This is a genomic window from Pseudomonas putida, from assembly GCF_001976065.1.
In the GTDB taxonomy this organism is placed as follows: Bacteria; Pseudomonadota; Gammaproteobacteria; order Pseudomonadales; family Pseudomonadaceae; genus Aquipseudomonas; species Aquipseudomonas serbica.
In genome coordinates, this window is sequence record NZ_MNAH01000013.1 from 33,542 (window position 1) to 54,305 (window position 20,764).

The window sequence follows — 20,764 nt, forward strand, 5'->3', positions numbered from 1 at the left end:
GTTATCTACACATCCAACAAAAATCAGGTGCGGCGACACATGAGTGGACCGAATGCAGCCGCGGCGACAAAGCCGCAGGCCGAAGAACAGCTAAAGAAAAATCGGCTTGAAGCCTTCCTTTGCCGCCAGGCTGGCGCGCAGCGAGTCAGCGTTGAGCATCAGCAGCGCCTGTCTGGCGGTGCTATACAGGAGAACTGGTTGCTCGACGTCAACGTGGAGGGCGGCGCCCATGCCGGACGCCAGCGCTGGGTGCTGCGCAGCGACGCGCAATCGGTGGTGCAAGGGAGCCTGAGCCGCGCTGAGGAATTCGCTGTGTTGAGCGCAGTCCACCAGGCCGGCGTCAAGGTGCCTCGGCCACTCTGGCTGTGCGATGACACCGCGATGCACGGCCGCGCATTTTTCATCATGCAGTGGGTGTCCGGCATCACGGCCGGCCACAGGCTCACCGGTCAGCTGGGTGCTGAAGGCGATCCGCAGTTGGTGGCGGAACTGGGTGCCAACCTGGCGCGAATCCATCGCATCGCGCCTGCCCAGGCGCGGCTTGAGTTCCTGGGCGATCCCCGGCAGGTCTCGGTGCAAGCCACCATCGATGCCCAGCGTGGCGTACTCGACCGCCTCGAGGTAAACGAGCCCGTGCTGGAGTGGGCGCTGCGCTGGTGTGAATCGCACTCGCCGGACAGTACCGACCTGTGTCTGCTGCACGGCGACTTTCGCACCGGCAATTACCTGGCCGAGGCCGGCAGGCTGCAGGCGGTACTGGATTGGGAATTCACCGGTTGGGGCGATCCGCGCCAGGACATCGGCTGGTTCACCGCCCGTTGCTGGCGCTTCGCCCGGCCTGACCTGGAGGGTGGGGGTATCGGCACCCTGGAGCATTTCCTGCGCGGCTACCGCGAAGTCTCGCCGCTCGTAATCGAGCGTGACGAGCTGGTGTTCTGGCAGGTCATGGCCACCTTGCGTTGGGCAGTCATCGCCCAGCAGCAGGCCCAGCGTCATCTGTCCGGTGAGGAGCCTTCGCTGGAACTGGCCCTGACCGGAAGGCTGATTCCTGAACTGGAACAGGACCTGTTGCGTTTGACCGGAGGGCTGCGCCGATGAACATCCGCCCCGATGCCACAGAGCTGCTGGCGATTGCCCGACAGACCCTGCTCGATGAATTATTGCCGCAGTTACCTTCCAACCTGCGCTATCAGGCGCTGATGGTGGCCAATGCCATGGCGATTGCCCGGCGCGAATGCAGTGACGGCGAGGCGGCGGATGCCGCCGAGACTCTGCTGCTGGCAGCGCTGCCGGACGTTGGCGGGGCATCCCTTGATGAGGCTCGCCAAGCCCTGTGCCAGGCCATTCGCCAAGGACGATTCGATGCGCCGGGGAGTGATCAGGAGCAGCTGTTCGCGGCGCTCTCGGCGATCACCCGGGCGCGGCTGTCGATCAGCAATCCGAAGGGGCTCGCCGAATGAGCACAGCAACCCTACATCGTCGGCGTTGCTATCTGGTCCGTCATGGGCATGTCGATTATTTCGCTCCCGACGGCCAGCCGCTGGACCCGCGCAGCGTGCCGCTCTCCGGGCTTGGAGTCGATCAGGTGCGCCAGCTGGCGCAGGTGCTGGCGCCCATCGGTTTCGACCGTGCGCTGTGTTCCGATTACCCGCGCGCCCGACAGACCGCCGAATTATTGCTGGGCGATCGCCCGCTCGAGCTGCAGGCGTGCGCGCAGTTGCGGGAAGTGCGCGCCGGCCGCCTGCGCGACATTGCCCCCGGGCAATTGCAGCAGCAGGTCAGCTACGCCTACGACAGTTTCGCCGACTCAGAAGGCTGCTTCATGGGCGGCGAACGCTGGAGCGATTTTGACAGTCGCATCCTCGCCCGCTTCGAGCAAGTCCTCTCCGAGCCCGACTGGCAGCACTTGATGCTGGTCAGCCATGACGCGGTCAACCGCCTGTTGCTGGGCTGGGCCCTGGGTGGCGCGCGCGGCTGTGCCGCCGCCCTCGAGCAGGACAACGCCTGCCTGAACATCATTGATGTCGACATGCAGGGCGGTCGCATCCTGCGCCGGTTCGTCCGGGTCGTGAACCTGACCCCCTACGATCTCCCCAAGGCAAGCCAGCGGCAAACCGTAATGGAGCGCATCCACGCCCAGCTCGCGCCCCTCGCCGAACAGCGCCCCTAACTGAATAGAACCCAGGACCACCATGAACTTCACCATTCCCCAAGAGTTGCTGGACCTGCGCGCAAAGACCCGCGCCTTTATCGCCGAGCAGGTGATCCCCATGGAAACCGATGAGCGATACACGTCTCACGGCCCCAGCGAAGACCTGCGCCAGGAGCTGCTGGAAAAGGCCCGTCTGGCCGGTCTGTTGTGCCCCCACGCCAGTCGCGAAATGGGCGGCGCAGGCCTGAGCCACGTCGCCAAGGCGATCGTCTTCGAGGAGGCGGGTTATTCGCCGCTGGGCCCCATCGCATTGAATATCCACGCACCGGACGAAGGCAACATCCACCTGATGGACGAGGTGGCCACCGCGGCGCAGAAAGATCGCTGGCTGCGTCCCCTGGTCAGTGGCCGGATCCGCTCCTGCTTCGCCATGACCGAGCCGGCGCCGGGTGCCGGTTCCGATCCGTCGATGCTGCAGACCGTCGCCGTGCGTGACGGCGACGACTACCTCATCAGCGGTCGCAAATGGCTGATCACCGGGGCTGACGGTGCCGGCTTCGCAATCATAATGGCGCGCATGGAGGACGGCTCGGCGACCATGTTCCTGGCGGACATGAACACCCCCGGGATCATCCTCGAACGGCAACTCAAGACCCTCGACAGCTGTTTCTCCGGCGGTCATTCCGTCCTGCGTTTCGAGAATGTGCGCATTCCCGCCAGCGATGTGCTGGGCGAAATCGGCAAGGGTTTTCGTTATGCACAAGTGCGCCTGGCGCCCGCGCGGCTGACTCACTGCATGCGTTGGTTGGGCGCTGCCCGGCGGGCCCACGATATCGCCTGCGACTATGCGAGAACCCGCGATTCGTTTGGCAAGACCCTGGGCGAGCACCAGGGCGTCGGCTTCATGCTGGCGGACAACCAGATGGCGCTGCACAGCACCCGCCTGGCCGTCTGGCATTGCGCCTGGGTGTTGGACGAAGGCGGTCGCGGCAATGTCGAGTCGAGCATGACCAAGGTGCTGAGTGCCGAAGCCTTGTGGAACGTGGTCGATCGCTGCGTACAGATTCTCGGTGGTCGCGGGGTGACCGGGGAAACCGTGGTCGAGCGCATCTTCCGCGACATCCGGCCGTTCCGTATCTACGACGGCCCAAGCGAGGTGCACCGCATGAGCCTGGCGAAAAAAATCCTCGAAGGACACAAGGAGTTTTCCTGATGCAAGCTGCAATCACTCAGCTGTTTGATCTCACCGGCCGGCGCGCCCTGGTCACTGGTGCCTCCAGCGGCCTCGGCCGGCATTTCGCCCGCACCCTGGCGGCGGCCGGCGCCGAAGTGGCGGTGGCGGCGCGACGCGTCGAGCAACTGCACACCCTGGTCGCGCAAATCGAAGGCGAGGGCGGTCGCGCCCGGGCCTTCGCCCTGGACGTCACCGACCGTGCATCGGTCATCAAATGCCTGGGGCGGATCGGCGAAGAAATGGGCGCGCTGGACATCCTGGTCAACAACGCCGGCGTCAGCGACAGCCTGCCGGTGCTGGCGTACACCGACGATGATTGGGACCGGGTGGTGGACACTAACCTCAAGGGCGCCTGGATCGTCGCCCAGGAAGTGGCGCGGCGCATGGTCGAGGTTCAGCGCGGCGGCAGCCTGATCAACGTCACGTCGATCCTCGCCAGCCGCGTGGCCGGCAGCCTGACCCCCTATATTGCGGCGAAGGCTGGCCTGAGCCACTTGACCCGCTCCCTGGCCCTGGAACTGGCGCGGCATGAGATTCGGGTCAACTCTATCGCGCCCGGCTATGTGATGACCGAGCTCAACAGTGATTTCCTGCGCAGTGAGGCGGGCGAGAAGTTACGCGCGCGTATCCCCACCCGGCGCTTCTGTACGCCGGCCGATCTGGACGGCGCCTTGCTGCTGCTCGCCTCGCACGCCGGTCGCGGCATGACCGGCAGTGAGATCGTCGTGGATGCCGGTCACTTGTGCAGCACGCTGTAGATGGATTTCTTCGAATGCCGCGCGCTTTTTTCGAACCCACAGGACGGTCAGATCCCCATGAAAGCACTGCATGACAAAGTCGCCGTGATCACCGGCGCCGCCAGCGGCTTCGGTCGCGAACTGGCGATCGCCTGCGCCAACGAAGGCATGCGCCTGGTGTTGAGCGACATCGATGAGAAGAACCTGCAGGGCACCCTCGCGTTGCTGCCCTCGGCCACGCCAGTGTTGGTCAAGACCTGTGACGTCGCCCAGGCTGACCAGGTCGAGCAACTGGCGGCGACGACCTACGAGCGTTTTGGCGCCGCGCACCTGCTGTTCAACAACGCCGGAGTCTTGGTCGGTGGCCCGATGTGGACCACCACCGTGCAGGATTGGGCGTGGATGATCGGCATCAACGTGATGGGCGTTGCCCATGGCATTCGCAGTTTTGTGCCGCGCATGCTGGCGCAAGGGGATGAGTGCCACATCGTCAATACAGCCTCGGTGGCTGGTTTGCTGTCGGTTCCGGGCAACGGCATTTATTGCGCAACCAAGCACGCCGTGGTGACCATGTCTGAATGCCTGCAGCTTGAACTGCAGGAGGAAAACGCATCGATCGGCGTGTCGGTGCTGTGCCCGGCCTTCGTCTCGACGGGCATCGCCGATGCCGGCCGCAACCGCCCGGCGGAACTGGCGGCCGCCAATCCGCTGAAAGAAAAGTACCAAGAGCAGACCCGCAAGGCCACCCAGGCCGGTAAGCTCAGCGCCACCGACATCGCGCAGATCACCCTCGATGCAGTCAAGCAAAAGCGTTTCTACATCCTGCCCCATCAAAAGATCAAGGGCCTGATCGAGCAGCGCATGGCAGACATTCTCGAGGAGCGCAGCCCGCGCAAGACTTCACGCTGAAACCTCATGGCCTGTCCCATACAGAATGGCAGCTCCTGCGGGGGAGATGCGTACGGTTCCCAATCAGGTCGGCCGGTAGGCCGCCTTCGCTGGCAAGCCAACTCCTACAGTAGATCGGGTGCAGCTGCGGAATAATCTCCCTTCAATACTGCAGGCAGATCTTGCCAAAGTGGCTGGCGCTGATCTGGTGCGCAAAGGCCTCGGCAATCTGCTCCAGCGGATAGCGGCTGTCGATGACCGGGCGCCAGTCGAAGTTTTCCAGCGCGCGTACCATGTCCCGCTGATGCTCGCGGCTGCCGACGATCAGGCCGCGCAGGGTCTGCTGCTTGCGCATCAACTCCAGGGTTGGAACGCTGCCGCTGATGCCGGTGAGCACGCCGATCAGCGCAATGTGGCCGCCGGCCGCGCAGGCGCGGATTGATTGCGGCAGGGTGCCGGGGCCACCCACTTCGACCACGATGTCGGCACCGCGCCCGTCCGTGGCGGCCAGCACTGCATCACCCCATTCCGGTTGGTCCTTGTAGTTGATGACCTGATCGGCCCCCAGCTCCAGCAGGTGCGCTTTCTTGGCCTCTGACGAGGTCGTGGCAATCACCCGCGCGCCCATGGACCTGGCCATCTGCAGGGCCGCGATCGACACGCCACCGGTACCCAGCACCAGCACGGTGTCGCCGGCCTGGATGCGCCCATCCACCACCAGTGCCCGCCAGGCCGTGAGGCCGGCGGTGGTCAGCGTGGCGGCTTCTTCATGGCTGTAGCCCTTGGGCGCCAGCGTGAAGGCCTCGGTGGGCAGGTTGACCAGCTCGCGGGCAAAGCCGTCTACGCCATCGCCCGGTACGGTCTGGAAGGTGGTGGGCACGTCGCGACCCGATTGCCAGTGTGGGAAAAAGCACGACACCACGTGGTCGCCCACGGCGAATTCCGTCACGCCTTCGCCCACGGCAGTGACCACGCCGGCGCCGTCGGACATGGGGATGCGACCGTCTGCTGCGCGGGCGTGGCCGGTGACGACGCCGAGGTCGTGATAATTCAGCGAACTGGCATGGATGCGCACTTGGATCTCGCCGGCGGCGGGGGCGCCGGGGGCGGGCATGTCGACCAGGCGCAGGTTGTCCAGGCCAGCAGGATGCAGGAGTTGAATGGCTTTCATGAGGATCCTCGAGTCAGTCCGTGTGACGGTAGAGGCGCAGATTGTTGGTCAACGATGGCCGCGCCCACCACGAGTATATTGCCTCAATAAGACGCTGCGGTGATGCGCACCGCAGCGTGGGGCTGCATTACAGGACGACGTCGCGCAGGCTGGTCATGTCGATCACGAAGCGGTACTTCACGTCGTTGTTCTGCAGACGGTCGAAGGCCCTGTTGATGTCCTTGATGTCGATCATTTCGCAGCTCGGCAGCACCTGGTGTTCGGCGCAGAAATCCAGCAGTTCCTGGATCGCCTGGATGCCACCGATCAGCGAGCCGGCGATGCTGCGGTTGTTGCGGATCAGCAGGCCACCGTGGATCGGTTCCAGGGGTTCGATGGCCCCGACCAGCACCAGCACGCCGTTGCGCCCCAGCAGCATCAGGTAGGGGTTGACGTTGTGCCGGCTGGGAATGGTGTCGATGATGAACTCGAAGCCATTGGCCGCCGCCGACATCGCTGGCGCATCGTTGGACAGCAGTACGTGAGTGGCACCCAGGGCGCGGGCGTCGTCGGCCTTGCCCGGTGAAGTGGTGATCACGGTCACCTCGGCACCGAGGGCCACCGCCAGCTTCACCGCCATATGCCCCAGCCCGCCAAGGCCCACCACCGCGACTTTCGAACCCTGGCCCACGCCGTAGCGGCGCATCGGGTTCCATACGGTAATGCCGGCGCACAGCAGTGGCGCGGCGAAGCGCGGGTCGAGGCTTTCGGGCATGCGCAGGACGAACTGCTCACGCACGACAATGTGCTCGGAATATCCACCGTAGGTGACCTCGCCGGTGTGACGGTCCTTGCCGTTATAGGTCGGCGTCGGACCCTGGACGCAGAGTTGTTCCTGGTGTTCTGCGCAAGGGGCGCATTGCAGGCAGCTGTCGACCTGGCAACCGACGGCGACCCGGTCGCCGACCTTGAAGCGGCTGACGTTACGGCCCACGGCCGTCACATGCCCAACGATCTCGTGGCCGGGCACGATGGGATAGACGGTGTTGTTCCAGTCGTTGTGCACCTGATGGGCATCGGAATGGCAGACACCGCAATAGGCGATATCGATGGCGACGTCATCGTCGCGCAGGGCCCGGCGTTCGAAACGAAACGGCGCGAGGGCGGAGTGGGCCTCATGGGCGGCAAATCCCAGGCAAGTAGTCATGGATTGGTCCTGTAGAAATCGATGCGTCCCCCCGGCCAGAGCCCGGGGGACAGGAGACGTCAGATGGAAGGGCGCAACCACGGCGCCGGGGTCATTTCCGGCGTTGCGATCTGGTTGACGATCCACTTGCCCATGCGCCGCAGTGGCTCGATGGAATCCTGGGGACCGGCCCATTTCAGCCCTGCCGCGTAGCCCAGGGAAACGATGCGCTGCGCGCCATACAGCGGCAGGATGTCCTTGAGGTCGTCCTTGATGCTTTCCGGGTAGACGCCGACGGTCTGGGTGTAGGCGTCCACGGCGTCCATCATCTCGTGCAGGTCGTCGACCGGCACCAGGTTGGCGGTGCGGTCGTCGAGCCGGGCGGCGAAGGACACCGACTCCGGAATCTGCGAGCAGATCACCGCGCCTTCGCCGTCCTGGCCACCGATCACCTGGTACCACTCGTCATCCAGGCGCAGGGCGTCAACTTCGGCCTTGAGCCCCTGGTCGTAGCGCTTGGGCACGGTGCTGAGGGTGTTGGGCAGGGTTTGCATGGCGTCGTAGACATAACGGCCAAAGGTGTTGAGGTTGGCCAGGCCGGCTTCGTCGGTGCCGCTTTGCACGTAGACCACCCGGGCGCACACGCAGGCTTTCTGGTTCAGTGCACCGATGTCGCTGGCTAGGCGCAGGGCGGCCTCGCGCATGGTTTCTTCACTGTCGAAAGCGCCCTTGCCGATGATGCTGGCGCTGCGTTTCGGGTCGAGAGAGATCAGCTCAAGACCCGGCTGGATGTAGCGGGTGACGTGCTTCATCGAATTGAAGCCGCCCCAGGCAACGATTTTCTCCAGGTTCTGCGGCTGGTACAGGCGTTCTTCGAAGGCCTGGTCGCCCCCTTTCCAGTAGGCGACGCTGAGGTGTTTGGTCAGCGGGTGGTCCGGCGCCATCTCGACCATGGTGCGGGCGATGGCCAGGGCGGTGAACGGGTCGTTGGACGGCGCCTTGATGATCGCATCGCTGCGCAGCACCATGTTGCGCAGGATGGTCAGCAGCGACAGGCCGGTCGCGTTGCCGGCGACGATATGCAGGGTGCGGGCGCCGAAGCAGCGCACGTCCAGCTCGGTGCCGTCGATCAAGCGCTGCTTGACCCAGCCTTCCAGGTATTTGACGCCTACCGAGTTCTCCACCTGTTCGGTGACGGACTCACGGGTGAGCATGTGGCGCAGCCCCATGTAGCTGCCCTTGACCATGCTCGGGGTGACCGGCGCCGTCAGGTACGACAGCTCGCAGGCTTCCTGCAGGTAGGGGTTCTGGTGGAATTCCAGGCGTTCACCGAGGGCTTCGCAATAGTCGAGGATGTCCTTGAACGTGAGCGTGTACAGGTCGGCCAGCTTCGCCGGGTTACCCAGCGGCAGTTGGTCGATGTACTTGTGCGCATCCGGGGTCTGGAAGATCAGGTCGCCGCCACGACCGCCGACGTCGATCAGGTTGTCGGTGATGACTTTGCCACGGATGATCATTGGCGCAATGGGTTTGCTCATTGGGTTAACCCTCTAATGTGTTCAGGAAATCCATCGCCTGGCGATGGGAGTCTTCGGTGGCGGCGCAGGTGATCTTGTCGTCGCCGCCATTGAGTTCGCTGTAACGCTGGATCGGCCCGACTACGTAGCAACTCGGCCGACCACAGGCGCAGGGCTTGTCCCATTCGACGGTGATCTCGTCGCCGGTGATGAAACCGCCCCAACGGATTTCCGCGCCGAGGTCGAAGAACGCCGCACGGCCCGTCACGCGACCATGGCGCGGCAGCGGCTTGCTGGTCTGCGGGTCGAGCAGGTAAGGGATGACGGTGGGGGCGAAGTGGAAATGGCCCTCTTCGCAAACGGCATGGGCACCGCCGACGATCTCGGACATGGCATAGGATTCGTTGAGGGTCTTGGCACCGGTAAAGCGCAGCACGTCTTCGCGCCAGCCTTCGGGTTGCACCACGCCCTTGCCGCCACCGGCGGTGTGCACGAACGACTCAGGGTGAAAGACGCCTTCCAGGCCGCGCTCAAGGCCGGCCTTGGCCATGCTGTGGAGCAGGTTCCAGGTGGCGCCGATGTACACGCGCTGGCCCTTGAGCTGGGTCGACATGTGATCGAAGAAGGTGGCCAGGTGCTGGGGCATCTCGGCCTGCAACTGGTCGAACGCCTTTTTCTTTTCCAGCAGTTCCGGGCTGATCACCAGGCGATCGAGGGTGCCCTTGGCCTGTGCCGCGCGCAGCTTGGCGCCCAGGTGCAGCACGTCGGTGCTGAGGGTGGTCGGGTACGCCGCATGGAAATGCGATTCGTGGGGCAACAGCGCCGGAATCATCGCCGCGTGGACGCGCACATGGCTCAGGTAACCCTTGCGGTAGTAGGGGTAGATGGTGTGCAGGTTGGGTTCCGGGGTGTCCGGGCCGTCCATGTTCCACACCATCATCTTGCGCAGTTGCGCGAACTTGTCCCACTCGTGCACGCCCTGGGGCAGGAACGACAGGGTGCCGGACGTGCCCGAGGTGTGGCTGATGCGCAGTTGCGGCACGCCTTCGTCCATGGTTTCGAACCAGTCGTCCAGGCCCTGGCAATCGCTGACATTGACCGCGGCGATGGCCTCTGCCACCTCCGGCGTCACCAGCTTGCCCAGCCACTTGTTGATCTGGGCGAAGCTGCGTTTTTCCAGCAACGATGGCGGGTAGGACTTGTAGACGGTGTGTTCGAACAGCAGCGGCACCACGTCGTCGAGTTGCTCGATCTTGTCCACGCCCTGGGCGTCGGCGAGTTTCTTGAGGACCGGGATGCGCTCGCGCAGTTCGGCGAAGCGTTGCTTGAGGGCATTGAGCTGCAGCGCGTCGATTTCCGCGCGGGGCAAATGGTTCCAGGCGTGCTGGGAATAGTTGACCAACTCTGCCGGGTTGTTCAGCAGCTGCTGGGTTTTTTGTTCTATCGACAGTTGTGCAGTGGGCATTGTCTGGCTCGCTACTCGACTAGTGGGGAACCGGCGAGGCCGGGGGGAGGGTGTGGCTCAAGTATGGGGAGGCCGAGTCGGGTTTTGTTCCGGATTCTGGTATTTGCGGATATGGCTTAAGTTATTGAAATATATAGTAAAAAAATGAACTTTTGTGATGCCGGTGGAGGTCATTCCGGATTCGGCACGGGGCAGCGGATTTCAGTCGGGAACAGCCGGTTTGCTGGCATACACTCGGTCTCTCTCAGCCCTGTCGACGGGGCACTGGGCTGCCACTCAGACCGCTGTTTATGAGGCAACCAGTGCTTTGCAATCGCCAGAAAAACCCGGTGCATTTCACCTATTCGTGAGGCTTCCATGTTGAAAATGGTATTTCAGACCACGCCATCAATGATCATCGAACGCGGTGCCTCGACCCGGCTCGCCGAGCATGTTCGTGCCAGGGGTTGCAAGTCGGTGCTGCTGGTGACCGATGCCGGGGTTATCGCCGCCGGACTGCTGGAGGCGGTGCTCAAAGGCCTCGAAAGCCAAGAGATCGCTGTCAGCGTGTTTTCCCAGGTCCAGGCCGACCCGCCAGAGTCGGTGATCCTCGCCGCGGTGGATGCGGCCAAAGCCTGTAACGCTGACTGCGTGGTGGGGCTCGGTGGTGGCAGTTCGCTGGATGCCGCCAAGCTGGCCGCGCTGCTGGCGCGCAGTGGCGAGTCCCTGACCCAGGTGTATGGCATCGACCAGGCCAAGGGCCCGCGCCTCCCACTGATCCTGGTGCCGACCACTGCGGGGACCGGTTCGGAAGTGACCTCGGTGTCGGTGGTGACCACCGGTGCCGGTGAGAAGAACGTGGTCTACTCGCCGATGCTGTTGCCTGACCTGGCGGTGCTCGACGCCGGGCTGACCCTTGGTCTGCCCGCGCACGTCACGGCGGCGACCGGTATCGATGCCGTGGTCCATGCCATCGAGGCCTATACCACCAAAAACCTGAAGAACCCAATCTCCGATTGCCTGGCTCGGGAGGCGCTGCGCCTGTTGTCCGGCAGCCTGTTCCAGGCCTGCGTCGACGGTACCAACCTGCAGGCGCGGGAGAACATGTTGCTTGGTGCCTGCCTGGCGGGCATGGCTTTCGCCAACGCGCCGGTGGCGGCGGTGCACGCCCTGGCGTATCCCCTCGGCGCCCGTTTCCATATCCCCCACGGCCTGTCCAACGCCCTGGTACTGGGGCCGGTGATGCGCTTCAACCTCGAGACGGTGGCGCCGCTGTATGCGCAACTGGCCGATATCGTCCTGCCTGGCATCCAGGGTCACGATAGGGAAAAAGCCTCGACCCTGGCCAACTACCTCGGCTCCCTTGCTGGTGAAATGGGCCTGGCGACCCGCTTGCGTGACCTGGGCATCGTCGAGTCCGACATCGAGGCGCTGGCAACCGATGCGATGAAACAACAGCGCCTGCTAGGCAATAATCCCCGGGAACTGAGCCTGGCCGATGTGCGCGCGATCTACCGGGAGATCCTATGAGCCACAAGACCAGGCGCCCGTGCCGGGACGAGTTCCGCCATTTCAGCCAGGTGCCGACGCGCTTCGGTGACAATGACGCCTATGGGCATGTGAACAACGTGGTCTATTACTCCTATTGCGAGTCAGCGATCACGGCGTTCCTGGTCGAGCAGGGCACCCTAGACATCGCCAGGAGCCCGGTGATCGGCTTGATCGTCAATTCCGGGTGCGACTATTTTGCGTCCATGGGCTTCCCTGACGTGATCACGGTCGGCATGAAAATATCCCGCCTGGGCACCAGCAGCGCCCGCTACGAGCTGGCGCTGTTTCGCAACGATGAACAGCTGGCGTCGGCCGCGACCCATGTCGTCTATGTGTACGTCGACCGCGCCAGCAACCGCTCGGTGCCCATCCCACCCACGGTGCGTCGTGCACTCGCCAGGCTCGCTGACTAAGCGCGCCGGCTCGGTCATACTCCAGAGTGCTGCTTGTGGTTCTGCCGCAGTGGCGTTGAGCAGCATTCTGGAGCGCACAGCATGATCAAACCCACCTCTGACAAGCCGGGCGTGCAGGTCGATATCCCGGCCCAGCCCCGCAAGGAACCGCGCCAGGCGCGCTCGATCGCCCTGGTCACGGCCGTGAAGCAGGCTGGTCGGCAGATTCTCGAAAGCGAGGGGCGCGATGCCTTGAGCGCGATGCGCCTGGCCGAAGACTCGGGGGTGGCGATCAGCTCGATCTATGAGTATTTCCCGACCATGGAGTCGTTGATCGCGGCGATATTCGATGACTACCGCACTGAAGCGCGCATCGGCCTGTACGCCGACATCATGGCGCTGCCACCGGGCACCAGCCTGATGGACGGGATTCTGCTGGCCTTGCGCGCCGTGCTGGCCGCCCACCACAAGAAAACCCTCTACGACCCGGCCTTCAGCGTGCGCTCCACCCACTATGACGAGCTGGTGCGGCTGGATGTGGTCAAGGCCAAACAACTCTGGACTGCCACGGCCAGTTCGGCCTTGATGAAACGCTTCGCCGATGAAATCAAGGTGAAGAACCGGGAAAAGGCCGAGTTTCTGGTGTACCAGACCTGGTCGGTACTGCCACGGGCCATACTCCTGGAAAAACCCGGCTACCTCACCGAGGAGGACACGCCGAGGATGATGGCGCGCATGCTCCACGCGCTGTTGACCGAGCCGAACCCGTGAAAACAGCGACGCCCCGCAAGCGGGGCGTCAGGTGTTACCCGGCCAGGTTACTCAGAGGCCGATGCACAGGTACTTGATTTCCAGGTAGTCCTCGATGCCGTATTTCGACCCTTCGCGGCCCAGGCCCGAAGCCTTGATGCCACCGAACGGCGCCACTTCGTTGGAGATGATCCCGGTGTTGACGCCGACGATGCCGTACTCCAGCGCTTCACCGACCCGGAACACTCGGCTCAGGTCGCGGGCGTAGAAATAGGACGCCAGGCCGAACTCGGTGTCGTTGGCCATGGCGATCACATCGGCTTCGTCCTTGAAGCGGAACAGCGGTGCCAGCGGGCCGAAGGTTTCTTCCCGGGCGACGGCGGCGTTGCGCGGCACATCCACCAGCACTGTCGGCTCGAAGAAGGTCCCGCCCAAGGCGTGCGGCTTGCCGCCTGCGACCACGCGCGCACCTTTGCTGACGGCATCGTCGATGTGTTCCTGGACCTTGGCCATGGCCTTGGCGTCGATCAGGGGGCCAGTGGTGACGCCGTTTTCCAGGCCGTTGCCGATGTTCAACCGGGCCACGGCCGCGGTGAGCTTATCGACGAAGGCGTCGTAGACACCGTCTTGGATGTACAGGCGGTTGGCGCAGACACAGGTTTGGCCGTTGTTGCGATACTTGGAGACGAGCGCGCCCTCGACCGCGGCGTCCAGGTCGGCGTCATCGAAGACGATGAAGGGCGCGTTGCCGCCCAGTTCCAGGGAGACTTTCTTGATGTCTTTTGCGCACTCGACCATCAGCTGGCGACCGATCTCGGTGGAGCCGGTGAAGCTCAGTTTGCGCACCAGCGGGTTGCCGGTCAGCTCGGCGCCGACTTCGCCGGCACTGCCGGTGACCACGCTGAACACGCCTTTGGGAATGCCGGCGCGCTCGGCCAGTTCCGCCAGGGCGAGGGCCGAGTAGGGGGTTTGCGAGGCCGGCTTGAGGACCATGGTGCAACCGGCGGCCAGGGCCGGGCCGGCCTTGCGGGTGATCATCGCCGACGGGAAGTTCCACGGTGTGATGGCCGCGGTGACACCGATCGGTTGCTTGAGCACCATCAGGCGCTTGTCGGCCTGGTGACCGGGAATCATGTCGCCATAGACGCGTTTGGCTTCTTCACCGAACCACTCCAGGAAGGAGGCGGCGTAAGCGATTTCGCCACGGGATTCGCTCAGCGGCTTGCCCTGTTCGAGGGTCATCAGGCGGGCCAGGTCCTCCTGGTTGGCCAGCATCAGGTCGAACCACTTGCGCAGCTTGTTGGCGCGCTCCTTGGCGGTCAGGGCTCGCCAGGCCGGCAACGCCTTGTCGGCGGCTTCGATGGCTCGGCGGGTCTCGCTGGCGCCCATCTTCGGCACGCTGCCGATGATCTCACCGGTGGCCGGGTTGTTGACCTTGAGGGTCTGGCCGTTGTCGGCATCGACCCAGGCACCGTCGATATAGGCTTGCTGGCGGAACAGTTGCGGATCCTTGAGTTGCACGCTTGATTCCTCTTATCGGGTGGCGACGCAGGCCGCTCCAGTGGCGGACCGGGTCGGGTTGGCGGGTTTGACGAAACTGGCGCCGGTGCTGGCCAGCTGTTCGCGGACCTTGTCGACGATGTAGGCGCCGATCGGGATGGCGGAGGTCGCGGCAGGCGACGGGGCATTGCAGACGCTGACGCTGCGGGCGGTGTTGACGAACAGGAAGTCGTCGATCAATTTGCCGTCCAGCGACACCGCCTGGGCGCGCACACCGGCGGGGTAGGGAGTGAGGTCGCGCTTGTCGATGCCCGGGCAATACTTCTGCACCTGCTTGAGGTAGCCGCCCTTGAACAGCGAATTTTTCATCTCGATCAGGCCCGGGCGCAGGTTGTTCTTCAGCACCTTGAGAATGCCCGGGGTGGTTAGGGTCTCGACCATGTCCGACAGCGAGAAATCGGTCTTGCGATAGCCTTCGCGCTTCATCGCCAGCACCGCGTTGGGGCCGACGGTGACGGTGCCGTCGATCATGCGCGTCAGGTGTACGCCGAGGAACGGCATGGACGGGTCCGGGATCGGATAGATCAGGTGGTTGACGATCTGGTTGTGCTGCTTGGGCAGCAGGTAATACTCGCCCCGGAACGGGCAGATGATGAAGTTCGGCGTGACCCCGAGCATGCGCACCACACGGTCGGCCATCAGCCCCGAGCAGGTGATGAGGAAACGCCCGCGGTGCTGCTGGTCTTTGCTGCGCACCACCACCTCGTCCGCACGCTCGTCGATGGCGACCACTTCGCTGTTGTAGCGGATCTCACCCCCGGCAGCCTCGAACTCGCGGCCCATGGCCTCAGTGACCTTGGCGTAGTTCACGATGCCGCTGGAAGGCACGAAGATACCGCCCAGGCCGACGATGTTCGGCTCACGCTCACGTAGTTCGGCGGCCGTCAGCCAGTCACGCTTGATGCCATTGGCGGCGGTGCGCTCCCACAGTGCGCGCATGCGCTCCATTTCCAGCTCGTTGGTGGCCACCAGCAGCTTGCCGCACTCGTCGTACGGGATGCCGTGTTTGTTGCAGAAGGCCTTGGTGGCCTTGTTGCCTTCCAGGCAGAAACGCGCCTTCAGGCTGCCCGGGGTGTAGTAGACGCCGGCGTGGATCACGCCACTGTTGTGGCCGGTCTGGTGCCGGGCCAGGCCGGACTCTTTCTCCAGCAGGAGGATCTTGGCCTCCGGGTAAACCTGCGCCAGTTGCATGGCCGTGGACATGCCCACGATGCCGCCGCCGATGATGATGAAGTCGTACACAGCCATTCGCTTGCACCGCCTGGATTAGGTTTTTATAGGTAGCACCGTCACGCTTGGCAGACCTTACTGGCCGCGCTGGTACAAGGTTTTCTGGTAACTGATGTAACCACGCTGGCGCATCAGCTCGCGACGCAGGCCTTGGTGGGCGATGAAGCGGTCACGGCCGTGCAGCCAGAACATGTTGTTGACCAGCACGAAGCTGCCGACCGGTACCGGTACCGAGAGTTTGCGCGAACTGCCTTCCAGGGATTCGCTCATCGCGTTCAGCCAGATGCCTTCCTCGAAATCCCTCGGCTGCACGAACTGGTCGATGTAGCGCATGGTCGGGCGGCCTTGCGCATCGTTGTCGAACACGGCGTGGAACACGTCTTCACGCACGTTCTTGCTCGGTGGTGCGGTGAAGCGCATTTCACGGCGGGCCAGTGGGTGGCGGTAGTAATGCTGCAGGTCTTCCCAGTCATCCAGGTGCAGCAGCAGGGAGTTGCCGCCCTCCATGTTCTGCTCGTCGATCTTCATCATCATCACGTAGTCGGTACGCTCCTGGACGAAGGTGCCGTCGTTGTGCAACTCCATCACCCGGTGGGGCTGGCGCAGGTAGCTGTCGGAGCTGTCCGTGTTGACCACCACAAAACGCGCGTAGAACTGGCCGCTCATGGCATCGAAGTTGGAGCGGCCGATCAGGTGGGCCACCGCCGAGGAGAACTTGACCATGTCATCGGCCTGGGACACGTCGTCGAGCCCTTCAGGGGTGATCAGCATGCCGCCAGTGGCGCGATCGAGGATGGTGTTGATCAACACCGGGCGCAGGGTGCCTTCACACAACTCGTCAAGGATCTGAGCGACCCGGAAGCGCAGAAACGACTTGTACTCCAAAGCCTGCACCGGCCATTGCGCCACCGCCTCGATGAACGCATCGACCGTTTCCCTGGGGAATTTCAGCTCAAGCAGGCGTGGCGACTGGCTGGAAGGGGACAGGGTGAAACCCTTGGTTTCCGATGGCAATGGCAGCACAAGGTCCTGAATTTGCGTAAAGGCGTTCATGGCAACTCCGGGGCAGCAGGGAATGAAGGGCGCCTTCCAGCGGTGTGTCTGGATCTGGCAAGAGGGAAAATATCGGCATAAGATAAAAATGTCTACATTTTAATAAATAAGCGACAAAGTAGATATTCGTCGATTGTTTTTCGATCGATAGATGTTTGGGTATGATGGGGGTTTGGCACGTTTGGAGCAGCACCTTGGACAGCCCCACCCCCAGGCTCAACTCCGCGTTCAGTGGGTATGAGCGGCTCAAACTGGACATCATCCGCGGCACCTTCAAGCCCGGTGAAAAACTGCTTATGAGCGGGCTCAAGGAGCGTTACGACCTGGGGGTCGGCCCGCTGCGCGAAGCGCTGTCACAACTGGTGGCCGAACACCTGGTGGTGGTCATCAGCCAGAAAGGCTACCGGGTCGCCCCCATGTCACTGGCCGAAATGCAGGACATCTACGACGCCCGCGCCAACCTCGAAGCCATGATCGTCGGGCTGGCCATCGAACGCGGCGACGACGCCTGGGAAGCCCAGATCCTCGCCCAGTCCCACACCCTGTCCAAAGTCATGGACGTAACCACTCGCGAGAAAGTGCTCGACGTCTGGGACGAACGCCACAAGGCCTTCCACAGCGCCATCGCCGCAGGCTGCGGCTCCCGGCATCTACTGCAGGCGCGCACCTACCTGTTCGACCAGGCTGAGCGCTATCGGCACTTGTGGTTGACGCAAACGGTGTTCTCCGAGGAAGCGCTGGCGTTGAAGCGTCAGGAGCATGCGGCGTTGGTTGAGGCGATTTTGGCTCGGGATGCCGTTCGGGCGAGCAGCATGATGCGTAGCCATTTGATGACGCCGGTGCCGATTATTGTTGAGGTGATGCAGAGGGGTGGGTGGGGGAGGGGTTGAGTTTTGCTGAGTGATTGAGGTCGTTGAGGGTCTCAGCTTCGGGAGTCTTGGTGATGCCCTCAAGCTTTCAGGAATCTGACAGAATGCTGTTGGATGTGCGTTCCGTCGCTATTGGCAGGGTTTTCGCGAGCAATTTGCAGCATGTTTGAACGCCCACCAGGTTACGTCCCGAAAGCCACAGCGTCTTGCGTCGTTGCCTACGGTTACTCCAGAGTCCGCCGGCTTGTGCGCCTTGGGGGTCGCTCGGTAACTTGATTCGTGTCACTGCCCATCAGTGATCGGGTTTAGCAGCCCGGCGAAAAACTCCGATTGTGCGCGCATCTGTCATGCAGTGGACCAACTGGACGGTGGGTCGCGCCATGCGCTGCTGGGTATCAGCAACAGCATCATGCTGGCGGAGATCACGGCGAATCGGGTGCTGGATCAGATTGATCCGCCTTAAAAGATCGCAGGCTGTGACAACGAGGAACTCGCCCGCACCTGCAACTGCGGCGTCAGGATGATCGACTCGACGCTCTCACCATTGATGCGCTTGAGCAGCAGCTCAACCGCATGCCGGCCCATCTGTGCCAGCGGCAGGCGCACGCTGGTCAGGGGCACGATCAGTTCGTTGGCCAGGGGGATGTCGTTGTAGCCGACCACGGCTATGTCCTTGCCCGGCTGCAGGCCTTTGTCGCGGGCGGCGCCCATCAGGCCAATGGCGAGGAAGTCGTTGACCGCAAAAAATGCTTGCGGGCGCGGGTTGAGTCCCAGCAGGTATTCGCCTTGCTGGTGGCCGGTGTGGCTGTCAAAAGGACCATTGAGGATCCACTCCGGGCGCAGGCTGAGGCCTTGCTCGCGGTAGTAGCGGATGAAGCCGCGGGTGCGATCAGCGCCGGTGGACGCATGCCGTTCGCCCGCGAGAATCGCCACGTCGCGACAGCCCAGTCGATACAGGTGCTCGGCCGCCAGCCAGCCGCCCAGTTCGTCGTCGCTGGCCGCCGTCAGGTGTCCGGCAATTTGCCGGCTGACCAGCACGTAGGGGATGTGCTTGCGCGCCAGCAGGTCGAGCAGGGGCTGGGTTTCACCGACGTGGGAGTCACCGACGATCAGCCCGGCCACCGAGCGGCGCAAGGCGTGTTCGGCACGGGCCATCTGGCGTGGCTGCTGGTCGTCGGTATTGGACACGAAGGTGAGGTAGCCGGCCTGTTCGGCGGCGCTGTCGATGCTGTCATAAATGGTCGCCATCACCAGGTCAGTAAGGCGCGGCATGAGCACGCAGATTTCCTGGCTCTTGCGCAATTTCAGGTTGGAGGCCTGGGTGTTCGGCCGATAGTCCAGCTCCTTGGCCAAGGCGCGGATGCGCGCCACCACCTCGGCCGATGCCGCTCGCTCAACCCCGGTCGGGTCGCCATTGAGCACCCGTGACACCGTGGAAACGTGCAACCCCAGTGCAGTCGCCATGGACTTCAGGGTGGCGGGGCGAGATTGATTCGGCATGTCTGGGGGGCTTCCAACCGTCCATTATTCAGCGCGCGATTCTACCTCAATCGAAGCGTCGCCCCGGAAATAAACCTTTACCCAAACGATTGACTAAAACTTTTCCCATGACTACATTTCGTCAACCCAAACGTTTGGGTAAGACAATAAAAATACGCCGGACGCGGCCGACTTTTTGACTTCTGCCAATCATTTTTGAAGAGTCAGATCCTATGAACAGCCCCGCTATTCCGTCTTTCCGCTACCAGATTTTCTTCCTGATCATGCTGATGGCGCTGCTCAATTACATTGATCGCGGCGCGATTTCCTATGCCTCGGCCAGCATTCTTCCCGAGTACGGTTTCGACAAGGCCGACTGGGGCAAGGTGCTGGGTTACTTCGGTTACGGCTACATCCTCGGTGCGTTGATCGGCGGCATCCTGGCCGACCGTTTTGGCGCCAAGCGCATCTGGTTGATTGCGGGGGCCACCTGGTCGATCTTCGAGATCGCCACCGCGTTTGCCGGTGACCTCGGGCTGGCCTTCATGGGCGGCTCGGCCATGGCCGGTTTCGCCACTATCCGCGTGCTGTTCGGCTTTGCCGAAGGCCCGGCCTACTCGGTGATCAACAAGAGCGTGGCCAACTGGGCCACGCCCAAGGAGCGTGGCTTCGTAGTCTCGGTGGGGCTGCTCAGCACACCGCTGGGCGCGCTGCTGACGGCCCCGGTGGCGGTCGGCCTGCAAACCCTGACCGGCGACTGGCGCAGCATGTTCGTGGTGCTCGGCGTGGTCAGCCTGGCGCTGTTGATTTTCTTCATGACGCGTTTCACCAACACCCCGGACGAGAACCCACGGGTGTCCAAGGCCGAGCGCGACTTCCTGCGCCAGGAACGCGCCGCGGCCGCCAATGCCTCGACGCCAACCAGCAGCGTTGCGCCGGTGTGGCATTTCTTCAAGAACAAGGACCTGCTGCTCAACGCGGTCGGTTACTTCTCGTTCGTCTACGTGACGTTCCTGCTGCTGACCTGGACCCCCAAGTACCTGCAGGACGAGTTCCACTACAACCTGTCGTCGCTGTGGTACATGGGCATGATTCCGTGGACCGGCGCCTGCTTCACCGTGCTGCTGGGCGGCAAGATCTCCGACCTGCTGCTGCGCCGCACCGGCAACCTCAAGGTGGCGCGCAGCTGGCTGGCCGCGACCAGCCTGTTGTTGACCACGCTGTGCTTCATCCTGGTCTCGCAGGCCGAGACGGTGTGGGGCGTGATCGCCCTGATGACCCTGGCCAACGCCCTCAACGCGCTGCCCAACTCGGTCTACTGGGCCGTGGTGATCGACACCGCGCCGTCCAATCGGGTTGGCGCCTATAGCGGCATGACCCATTTCATCGCCAACACTGCGTCGTTCATCGCGCCAATGCTGACCGGCTACCTGACCATGCGCTACGGCTACTCGTCGATGTTCGTGGCGGCGGCGGTGGCCACGGCCGTCGGCATGAGCGCGATGCTGATGGTACGCCCGGGCGGCCGCCAGGTTGCCCCTTCCCCTATACCCGCAGCGGTTTGATGGAGTC

Annotated in this window: 19 protein-coding genes and 1 pseudogene; 12 read left to right on the forward strand and 8 right to left on the reverse strand. The window is 63.3% G+C overall.

Going from position 1 to position 20,764, the window contains the following annotated elements:
• Positions 1 to 39: 39 nt before the first annotated feature.
• Genes BKX96_RS29990 through BKX96_RS30015 form a run of 6 tightly spaced genes read left to right on the forward strand, consistent with a single transcriptional unit; the run spans position 40 to position 5,032 of the window.
• Complete coding sequence (locus BKX96_RS29990) at positions 40 to 1,098, forward strand: phosphotransferase family protein (RefSeq protein ID WP_046817772.1); 1,059 nt, start codon at positions 40 to 42, stop codon at positions 1,096 to 1,098.
• On the forward strand, positions 1,095 to 1,460 hold the full coding sequence (locus BKX96_RS29995; protein WP_046817773.1) for a DUF6285 domain-containing protein: 366 nt from the start codon (positions 1,095 to 1,097) through the stop codon (positions 1,458 to 1,460). The genes BKX96_RS29990 and BKX96_RS29995 overlap by 4 nt, the downstream gene beginning before the upstream one ends.
• Positions 1,457 to 2,170, forward strand: a complete 714-nt coding sequence (locus BKX96_RS30000; RefSeq protein ID WP_077186230.1) for a histidine phosphatase family protein — start codon at positions 1,457 to 1,459, stop codon at positions 2,168 to 2,170. Before BKX96_RS29995 ends, BKX96_RS30000 begins: the two co-directional genes overlap by 4 nt.
• Positions 2,171 to 2,192: 22 nt before the next feature.
• The gene (locus tag BKX96_RS30005; RefSeq protein ID WP_046817775.1) at positions 2,193 to 3,365 is read left to right on the forward strand and encodes an acyl-CoA dehydrogenase family protein; all 1,173 of its coding nucleotides are present in this window, start codon (positions 2,193 to 2,195) and stop codon (positions 3,363 to 3,365) included.
• Complete coding sequence (locus BKX96_RS30010; RefSeq protein WP_077186231.1) at positions 3,365 to 4,144, forward strand: SDR family NAD(P)-dependent oxidoreductase; 780 nt, start codon at positions 3,365 to 3,367, stop codon at positions 4,142 to 4,144. The genes BKX96_RS30005 and BKX96_RS30010 overlap by 1 nt, the downstream gene beginning before the upstream one ends.
• Before the next feature lie 57 nt (positions 4,145 to 4,201).
• A complete protein-coding gene (locus BKX96_RS30015) occupies positions 4,202 to 5,032 on the forward strand; it encodes an SDR family NAD(P)-dependent oxidoreductase (RefSeq protein WP_046817898.1) in 831 nt (276 codons plus the stop codon).
• A 142-nt stretch (positions 5,033 to 5,174) separates the two neighbouring features.
• Here BKX96_RS30015 and BKX96_RS30020 read toward each other — a convergent pair whose 3' ends face one another.
• The 4 genes from BKX96_RS30020 to BKX96_RS30035 form a co-directional block, all read right to left on the reverse strand.
• Complete coding sequence (locus tag BKX96_RS30020; protein WP_077186232.1) at positions 5,175 to 6,182, reverse strand: zinc-dependent alcohol dehydrogenase family protein; 1,008 nt, start codon at positions 6,180 to 6,182, stop codon at positions 5,175 to 5,177.
• A 127-nt stretch (positions 6,183 to 6,309) separates the two neighbouring features.
• Positions 6,310 to 7,368: an NAD(P)-dependent alcohol dehydrogenase gene (locus BKX96_RS30025; protein WP_046817778.1), complete on the reverse strand. Its 1,059-nt coding sequence runs from the start codon at positions 7,366 to 7,368 to the stop codon at positions 6,310 to 6,312.
• Positions 7,369 to 7,427: 59 nt separating this feature from the next.
• The gene (locus BKX96_RS30030) at positions 7,428 to 8,885 is read right to left on the reverse strand and encodes an acyl-CoA reductase (RefSeq protein ID WP_046817779.1); all 1,458 of its coding nucleotides are present in this window, start codon (positions 8,883 to 8,885) and stop codon (positions 7,428 to 7,430) included.
• A gap of 4 nt (positions 8,886 to 8,889) precedes the next feature.
• On the reverse strand, positions 8,890 to 10,329 hold the full coding sequence (locus BKX96_RS30035; protein WP_077186233.1) for a phenylacetate--CoA ligase family protein: 1,440 nt from the start codon (positions 10,327 to 10,329) through the stop codon (positions 8,890 to 8,892).
• 357 nt (positions 10,330 to 10,686) lie between these two features.
• Here BKX96_RS30035 and BKX96_RS30040 point away from each other — a divergent pair, with 357 nt between their 5' ends.
• The 3 genes from BKX96_RS30040 (at position 10,687) to BKX96_RS30050 (ending at position 13,022) form a co-directional block, all read left to right on the forward strand.
• The gene (locus tag BKX96_RS30040) at positions 10,687 to 11,838 is read left to right on the forward strand and encodes an iron-containing alcohol dehydrogenase (protein ID WP_077186234.1); all 1,152 of its coding nucleotides are present in this window, start codon (positions 10,687 to 10,689) and stop codon (positions 11,836 to 11,838) included.
• Positions 11,835 to 12,272: an acyl-CoA thioesterase gene (locus BKX96_RS30045; RefSeq protein ID WP_046817782.1), complete on the forward strand. Its 438-nt coding sequence runs from the start codon at positions 11,835 to 11,837 to the stop codon at positions 12,270 to 12,272. The genes BKX96_RS30040 and BKX96_RS30045 overlap by 4 nt, the downstream gene beginning before the upstream one ends.
• Positions 12,273 to 12,353: 81 nt before the next feature.
• Entirely contained in the window at positions 12,354 to 13,022 is a 669-nt protein-coding gene (locus tag BKX96_RS30050) for a TetR/AcrR family transcriptional regulator (protein WP_046817783.1), read from the forward strand.
• A gap of 51 nt (positions 13,023 to 13,073) precedes the next feature.
• Here the strand turns inward: BKX96_RS30050 and gabD are convergent, their stop codons facing one another.
• From gabD to glaH, 3 genes are all read right to left on the reverse strand, one after another.
• The gene (gene gabD / locus BKX96_RS30055; RefSeq protein ID WP_077186235.1) at positions 13,074 to 14,522 is read right to left on the reverse strand and encodes an NADP-dependent succinate-semialdehyde dehydrogenase; all 1,449 of its coding nucleotides are present in this window, start codon (positions 14,520 to 14,522) and stop codon (positions 13,074 to 13,076) included.
• Between the two features lie 12 nt (positions 14,523 to 14,534).
• Positions 14,535 to 15,803 carry an L-2-hydroxyglutarate dehydrogenase gene (gene lhgD, locus BKX96_RS30060; protein WP_077186298.1) on the reverse strand — a complete coding sequence of 423 codons (1,269 nt, stop codon included), beginning with the start codon at positions 15,801 to 15,803 and terminating at the stop codon, positions 14,535 to 14,537.
• Positions 15,804 to 15,866: 63 nt separating this feature from the next.
• On the reverse strand, positions 15,867 to 16,844 hold the full coding sequence (gene glaH, locus BKX96_RS30065; RefSeq protein WP_046817785.1) for a glutarate dioxygenase GlaH: 978 nt from the start codon (positions 16,842 to 16,844) through the stop codon (positions 15,867 to 15,869).
• Between the two features lie 194 nt (positions 16,845 to 17,038).
• Here glaH and csiR point away from each other — a divergent pair, with 194 nt between their 5' ends.
• Together csiR and BKX96_RS33665 are read left to right on the forward strand one after the other, a co-directional pair.
• Positions 17,039 to 17,734 (forward strand): DNA-binding transcriptional regulator CsiR, encoded by a 696-nt coding sequence (gene csiR, locus BKX96_RS30070; protein ID WP_046817900.1) that lies wholly within the window; start codon positions 17,039 to 17,041, stop codon positions 17,732 to 17,734.
• A gap of 331 nt (positions 17,735 to 18,065) precedes the next feature.
• Positions 18,066 to 18,176, forward strand: a pseudogene (locus BKX96_RS33665) (DUF6124 family protein); the annotation flags it as partial.
• On the opposite strand, the gene BKX96_RS30075 reads toward BKX96_RS33665, so the two are convergent.
• Positions 18,173 to 19,213: a LacI family DNA-binding transcriptional regulator gene (locus BKX96_RS30075; RefSeq protein WP_077186236.1), complete on the reverse strand. Its 1,041-nt coding sequence runs from the start codon at positions 19,211 to 19,213 to the stop codon at positions 18,173 to 18,175. The pseudogene BKX96_RS33665 and the gene BKX96_RS30075 overlap by 4 nt on opposite strands.
• A gap of 212 nt (positions 19,214 to 19,425) precedes the next feature.
• Between BKX96_RS30075 and BKX96_RS30080 the strand changes: the two genes are divergently transcribed.
• Entirely contained in the window at positions 19,426 to 20,757 is a 1,332-nt protein-coding gene (locus BKX96_RS30080) for an MFS transporter (RefSeq protein WP_046817787.1), read from the forward strand.
• Positions 20,758 to 20,764 lie beyond the last annotated feature (7 nt).